Genomic DNA, 6,443 nt, shown 5'->3' with positions numbered 1-6,443 from the left:
GACGCCACAGCGCTCCATGATGCCGGGGGCAGCCTTGCAGGCGGCGGCCATGATGGCGGCGCGGTCGTACTGGCCGGCGGTGGCGAGGGGACGGGTACGGGCACCGAACTGGATGAGGGCGCGGGCGCTGAGCAGACCGGCGGGGATCTTGGGCTTGCTGTCGTGCAGCGAGCGGGAGAGGCGGGTCCAGGAGACGGTTCGATTAGACATGGCGTCCGCCATTCGCTTTCTGTATGATGTACAGATTGCCTGACGATTTTCTGTACGTCAAGCAGAATATGTACAGGGGACAGAAAATGAATGACGCTCAGTTCCGGAGCGCCCGCGCCATCCTGAAGCTGGGTGTCCGCGAGATGGGGGAACTGGTTGGCGTCTCGCACTTCACCGTTGGTCGGATCGAGGCCGGCGAGCCGGTGAAGCCGGCGACCATCGAAAAAGTCAGGCTCGCGCTTGAGGCCGCTGGGATTGAGTTCATCCCTGAGAACGGCGGCGGGCCTGGCGTACGCGACAACAGAAAAGCGTTGTCCCGCCAGAGGGTCGAGCCATGAGCCCACGCTTGGCGCGGATCGGCGGCACTGTCTCGCTGGCGGGCTTCACCGTCATCGTCACGGCCCTGGCAGTCTGCGGGCTCGCGGGGCTAGTGCCTTGATCGCCAGCGTCGAGTTCACCAACGGCGGCGAGCCAGGCGTAAAGCTGCGCCGGAAGGATCCTTCGTGACCTACACCGTCGAGCAGCTCGCCCCAGGCAGCTACGACGTGCTGCTTGATGGCTGCCTTATTGCAGCCCTAGCGCGCGTCGTTGAGCGCGGGGGCTGAGCAACGTGTGGCAGATTGAGTTGCTCGACGAGATACCGGCGGCCCAGAGGCCGGCACTGTTTACATCCCAATGGCACACTTTCGAGTCGCGACCGGCCGCTCTCAAATGGCTCGGCATCCGAGAGACTGGCGCCGAGAATGCCAGATGAACCAGGTCTGGAGCCGCCTCGTGGCGATCGGCGTGGCTGTTGTGCTCGTCACGGCGCTGAACCTACTGGAAGCGGCCGACTTGGAATACGCGTTCGCGGATTGCGCCTTTGCAGCCATCGCGGCTGGCATCGTCGTAGCGGCAGCGGATCTCCGTCCATGACCTCCGACCTGGAGTTCATCCCCGAGAACGGCGGTGGGGCCGGGATCCGGCTCCGGGAGCGGAAGGGGTAGGAATTAGAGGGGTCAGGTCGTACCACAGAGCACCTGAAGGCGAAGGGCTATCTGAAATGAGCCCGGTGATTGACGCTATGCAGACGGCCAAACTTGCCCAGGTGGCACAGCTCGCGACCGCCGTCGCTGAACGCGTCCTTGATGCTCAGATTTTCGATCTGTCCGTTCCGCCCGCTCAAATCACCGCGTTGGCAAGTGCGGCTCGTCTGCTGCAGGACAATGGCGTGCCGTGGCCGCCGTTGGTTGAGCAGGTGCTCCACGAGCTTGCCGAGAATTCAGGGAAGCTGGCTGAAGGCGCCGGCATAGAGCGAACCAGCGAAGGCGACAGCGCGCTGACGGGTCTGACACGCTTCCTGGGCGCGTTCCGGCGCGAGAAAGACCTGCCAGTGCAGCAGGTATGAAGTCCGGCGTAACCGCTATGGGAGTCCTCATTGAGAAGGTCGCCAAAGCCCGCGAGCCATCGCGCCCGCTCTTCGCCGAGGTGTGGTTCGCGACCACCGGCCAGCAGGATCCTGACACCAAGGTGCGGTTCGCTTTCTTCATGCAGTCGAAGGCGTGGACGGACGCCGCACTAATCACGCTCGAACACGCGCTACCCGAGTGGGGCGTCGTCGCGAGGAGCGGACCGGGGCCAGGCGAAGCGAAATTGCAGCCGCCCGGAATGGGGCACGCTAAGCGCCCGGCTGGACTAGAGCCCGTGCGACATCCAGGAGGTGCTGCGCTCGCCATCCTGCAGGCGACGCTTCATGCCAAGGCCGGAGGGTTCTGAGGGCATGGCAAGCTTGCCGAAAGCCGCCCTTGAAGCCGGCGTCATCTTCATCGAGGAGAACCAAGAAGGCCGGGGGTGCGGATGGGGAAGGCTCGAGGCCGAAGTGGCGTGGGGCGGGCCAGCGAAGCTGTGGCCTGTGGATCACGCAAATTCTGAATTGACGAACTGTTAAGGTTTTGAGCTAGCCCCAGGACTTGGTCTCTGGGCATTGATGGCCACGCTTCAGTAGGCCACTGACGATGCCAATCCTCCTCTACGATCGTGTTCACCGCTACCTCGTGATCGCGCTGGTGAGTGGTGGGCTGGCAATGATGGGAGCGGCTTGGGTCTGGGACGCTCTTTGATGAACTAGACCGTGCGAAAGGCACATTCGCTCAAAACGACCGATCTTGAACCTCGCTGACTACGCCTGCCCGTAGTTCACCGCCATCGCGTAGGCGCGGCGCGCCGGAACGGATCTGCAATCTGCGGGATTTCTCAGGCAACTCAGAGAGGATGATATGCTGACAGGTAGCCTGCTGTGGCTCTTAGGGGTGCCGATCCCCGTCCTGATCCTGATCTGGTTCTTCTTCCTGCGGGGCCGATAGCGCTACCCCGGCTACCACCTCGACACCGCCATCCCGGCGGCTATCCTCCCCCCATGCGCACAACCCTCGCTGCCCTCGCTCTGGTCGTTGCTGCCGGCGGAGCAGAGGCAACCGAGCCGACAGCGAAGCAGCTCATCAAGGCCTACACCGCAGCTGATGAGGCGTGCCGTGGCTCGCCCGGCGACTCCAGTGCGGCCGAGTGTGATCGGCGCACCCGGCTGAACTCCCGTCTCAATCAGATCGGTCGGTGCTACGGCAAGGAGAACCAGGACCGGTCCGAGTTTGCCTGGCACGCGTGCACGTCTCATTCGAACCGTAGCAACGACCTGGTGCCGGCTTCTCGCTGATGCGGCCGCGCCATCTGCCGCCCACGGTTCTGCACCACGATGCGGGAGGAGACGTCAATGGCAGAAGGGTCCAGTGGGGCGGAACCGCGGCGGGAACGCGCCTCACGCGTACAAGGACGCTGCAACCGCCGGTGAGATCGACGACCTCCCCCGCCAGCCCGTGATCAGATCAGCGGCGGGGCCGAGCTATAGGGCTAGAAACCCGAAACTTGTTCGCCGTCGAACTCGTAGGCGACGGATGGCTCGTGAGGCATTCCGTTGGATAATAAGCTTGGTCGCACGGTCAGCGCGCGTCGAGGTCGTGCCCTCCACGGTTCACGCAGGCTGCTTCCGTTGGGTCATCACCTCGGCGGACGGCAAGCGCTCGGAACGTTCGCCCTATGCCTACACATCTGCAGCCGGGGCGCGGGCAGCGGGTGAGATCCGACATCGTGAGATTGGCGGGAAGATCTAAATTTGATCGCCCACTCTCCCGGGTAGCGGGAAGGGCTTAGTGCTCACGTCGCCTGCTCATTCGCAAGCAGATTGAAACAGTGCTGGCGTGGTGAACGAGTAATCGATCTTGACGCCAACCTGATACTGGTTCGGGCTTCCAAACGGGTGGCGCACCAGCGGGCTATCGCTAGAGGCGCCTAAGATCCGGGTGTAGCCAGCGAAGGCCGTGTAGGCCCAAGTCTCGTTCTGAGTGTAGGTTACTGCGCCGAGCAAGCCCGCCGAGTAGAAGCTTCGCGGGTCATAGGGCGTGACCCGGCCATTCAGGGCAGCTTCGGCCGGTGACACGCCGAAATATTTCCGGGCGAAGCTGGCATCACCGATATTGAAGCGTGGACCGATGGAGAAAAGAAGCTTCTCCGTCGGGATCAGATAGTCTGCCGCCACCGAGCCGACCGTGCCATGGTGTCCGTAAACGCCCTGCCGAGCCTCGACGCGGGTGCGGATGAAGGAGACTGGGTAGAACTCAGCAAACACGCCCGGCTCGACTGCGAACCGCGCGTCGCGGAGCCCAAACAGGTGGCGTCGGTCGTCGCCATAGTAGCGGCCGGGCACGATGCGAGCAGTCGGCCCGATGCGAAACACCGGGTCATCATAGAGGGACAGACTGAAGCCGTCGTCAGGGGCCGAGAAGCGGCGCGGTTCTCCGAGACGACGAATGTCGATGGAGGGATAGCCGACAGGCGTGTATTCGCTGGCACCGGGATAACGGGGCACAATCTGTAGCGAGCCGCTGACCGTCACCACCCAAGTGCTTGGATCAACTTGAGTAAAAGTCGGTACTGGGCGTGGCAGGACAGCGCTCAGATCTGCGGCACGGGGCGCTGTCGTACCGCATACGGTAAAGACCACACCTGCGCCGAGAAAAGCGTGAAACCGCAGGGTACGATGGGGTGATGATGACATGACCACACTTTATGGCGTCTTTTCATCCCACCCGCATACGCACGATAGCGCAACGACCGTCCGAACGCCTCGCAATAGGACTGGCCGTGACCATTCAGCAACGTTTTGCTTTGAACGGATCGCCGACAATGGGGCGGCTTAGGCCGGGCAAACCCGATGCTCAGATCGGCATCTAAACCCGCACAATCTGTTGACGTGAATTTTTATCCGCGCCGAACGAGCCGCTTATCAAATCGGTGGCTCGATCCAGATAAACAGCGCCGTCGCAATTACTAGCAGAGCTCCGAATATATAGGCTGCATGGAAGTCCAGATGGCTCCGAGACGATTTTCCGAACCCAGACATAATCAGCTTTACTGCCGTGGTGATACTGGCTCCCCCGGAAAATAGGATGAGGTCGAACAGGATCCAGCCAGCAAGCGTCTGAGGCATGGATCGCTCTACTGCAGTAGGCTGAGGGCATCCATCGGACTAAGGCGCAAACTGCTTACGAGACTGTTACCACCATCGTTTCGTCATGCAGGCCAGCACATAGACTGTCCGTATGCACCGCTCCGCCTCGGGCCGGGAGCGCGCGTTGCCCATGCAGGCGTCCATCCCGGAGAAGAGCAGCAAGCGATCGACGTCCTTCGCAGTTGCGCAGGTCAAGATCGGCCGAAATCCTTCGAACTGGCTCACCTGCCAGAAGATGGCGACGACTGACAGCAGGCAGAACGAGCAGACCATCAGCCTGCTGTCGTAAAACCAGTGCCTGCCGCCGGCGGTCATGGTCGTAGGCTCGCTCACCCCTTCACCGGATGCGCCAGCAGGGTCGCCGTGCAGAACTGAGCGTTGGCCCATCACCCATCAGCTATCCGTCTCGCTGATGTAGTCCGCCCAGACCGGCGTCTTGAGCGTGCCGATGAATGCCGCGTGGCGCTCCCGCTCGGCATCGGTGAGCCGGGACTTGAACACGCGCGGCGCCACCGGGCGGGCGGCATCTGCAGCGGATTGGGCTGAGGCGACAAGGACGGGCGCTAGGTCGAGGCCAGTCTGCTTGCCACCCAGCAGCTCGACATAGACCTCCGCCAGGATCTGGGCATCGAGGAGCGCGCCGTGCTTGGTGCGGCGGCTGCGATCGATCCCGTAGCGGCTGCAGAGCGCGTCGAGGTTGTTGGCCGCGCCAGCGTGCTTGCGTCGAGCAATCAGCAGCGTGTCGACCACATCGTCCAGCTTGATCGCCGCCGGCCGCGGTTCGGGCAGGCGGGCATATTCGGCGTTGAGGAAGCCGACGTCGAAGGGCGCGTTGTGGATGACCAGCGTGCTGTCACCGATAAAGGCCTGAAGCTCAGGGGCTATGGCGGCGAACAGAGGCTTGTCGGCCAGGAAGGCGTCGGACAGGCCGTGCACCGCGAAGGCGTCCGGGTGAACCGCCTTCTACGGGTTGCAATAGCGATGGAAGGTGCGGCCGGTCGGGGTGTGGTTGATCAGCTCGACGCAGCCGACCTCGATGATGCGCTCGACCTTGGCGTCCGTGCTGGTGGTCTCGGTGTCGAGGACGATCTCGCGCGTCATGCCGCCTGGCTCTTCCGGTTCTCTGCTGCCCCTTGAGAGCCGTTCGCACACGATCGTCAAGGATCTGGATCGGCACACCGGCCAGGCGGCCATATCATCACGGCTCGCCCAGCCTCGCGCACTGACCACGCCCTTCTATCGGCGGCCGTGAATGACCAAGGCGAGCAGATAGCCAATCGCGCCGGCCAAGATGGCTAGGCCCAGCGGCGACTCCTGCGCGTGCGGCCTTAGCGCCTCGTTGCCGCGCTGGTACACACGCTGCGCGTCCGGATAACGCTCGCGGGCACGGTCGAACGTATCGCCGGCGAACTCCCGCGCTTGCCCGGCCGCATCGCTGAGCGTGTCCTTTGCCTGCCCGTACAGGTTCTGAGCCGAGCCCTTCAGCTCGGTGACCTTAGCTTCAGCCTGGGTCTGCTTGTCCCCGGTCAGGTCGCCAGCCGCGCCCTTGACCTTGCCGCCGAGCTCTTTCGCGGCGCCTTTGACACGATCTTCGTCCATGGCTCTCCCTCCTCAGTATCCGAACGGATTGGGGACATCGGGCCAACAACGCGTCAGGAGCGCCATTCGTCTCGACGGTAAGACCACGCAGTCG

Annotated in this window: 8 protein-coding genes and 1 pseudogene; 4 read left to right on the top strand and 5 right to left on the bottom strand. The window is 63.1% G+C overall.

Annotated elements, in window-relative coordinates:
* A partial coding sequence (locus tag MKK69_RS25430; RefSeq protein ID WP_243972566.1) for a hypothetical protein occupies positions 1 to 210 on the bottom strand: 210 nt, incomplete at its 3' end.
* Between the two features lie 35 nt (positions 211 to 245).
* Between MKK69_RS25430 and MKK69_RS25425 the strand changes: the two genes are divergently transcribed.
* The 4 genes from MKK69_RS25425 to MKK69_RS25410 all read left to right on the top strand — a co-directional run bounded on the left by MKK69_RS25425 (position 246) and on the right by MKK69_RS25410 (position 1,965).
* Positions 246 to 548 carry a helix-turn-helix domain-containing protein gene (locus MKK69_RS25425; RefSeq protein ID WP_243972565.1) on the top strand — a complete coding sequence of 101 codons (303 nt, stop codon included), beginning with the start codon at positions 246 to 248 and terminating at the stop codon, positions 546 to 548.
* 412 nt (positions 549 to 960) lie between these two features.
* Positions 961 to 1,125, top strand: a complete 165-nt coding sequence (locus tag MKK69_RS25420) for a hypothetical protein (RefSeq protein WP_243972562.1) — start codon at positions 961 to 963, stop codon at positions 1,123 to 1,125.
* A 127-nt stretch (positions 1,126 to 1,252) separates the two neighbouring features.
* Entirely contained in the window at positions 1,253 to 1,597 is a 345-nt protein-coding gene (locus tag MKK69_RS25415) for a hypothetical protein (protein WP_243972560.1), read from the top strand.
* Between the two features lie 17 nt (positions 1,598 to 1,614).
* Positions 1,615 to 1,965: a hypothetical protein gene (locus tag MKK69_RS25410; protein ID WP_243972559.1), complete on the top strand. Its 351-nt coding sequence runs from the start codon at positions 1,615 to 1,617 to the stop codon at positions 1,963 to 1,965.
* A gap of 1,444 nt (positions 1,966 to 3,409) precedes the next feature.
* Here MKK69_RS25410 and MKK69_RS25405 read toward each other — a convergent pair.
* The 4 genes and pseudogenes from MKK69_RS25405 to MKK69_RS25390 all read right to left on the bottom strand — a co-directional run bounded on the left by MKK69_RS25405 (position 3,410) and on the right by MKK69_RS25390 (position 6,349).
* Positions 3,410 to 4,138, bottom strand: a complete 729-nt coding sequence (locus MKK69_RS25405) for a MipA/OmpV family protein (protein ID WP_243972555.1) — start codon at positions 4,136 to 4,138, stop codon at positions 3,410 to 3,412.
* A 657-nt stretch (positions 4,139 to 4,795) separates the two neighbouring features.
* Entirely contained in the window at positions 4,796 to 5,065 is a 270-nt protein-coding gene (locus MKK69_RS25400; RefSeq protein ID WP_243972554.1) for a hypothetical protein, read from the bottom strand.
* A gap of 78 nt (positions 5,066 to 5,143) precedes the next feature.
* Positions 5,144 to 5,851 (bottom strand): annotated as a pseudogene (gene dnaQ / locus MKK69_RS25395) (DNA polymerase III subunit epsilon).
* A 135-nt stretch (positions 5,852 to 5,986) separates the two neighbouring features.
* Complete coding sequence (locus MKK69_RS25390; protein ID WP_243972553.1) at positions 5,987 to 6,349, bottom strand: CsbD family protein; 363 nt, start codon at positions 6,347 to 6,349, stop codon at positions 5,987 to 5,989.
* Positions 6,350 to 6,443 lie beyond the last annotated feature (94 nt).

Source organism: Methylobacterium sp. J-026, from assembly GCF_022829585.1.
GTDB lineage: Bacteria > Pseudomonadota > Alphaproteobacteria > Rhizobiales > Beijerinckiaceae > Methylobacterium.
Note: the sequence above shows the minus strand (reverse complement) of the source record. Positions and strands in the feature narration are given on the sequence as shown.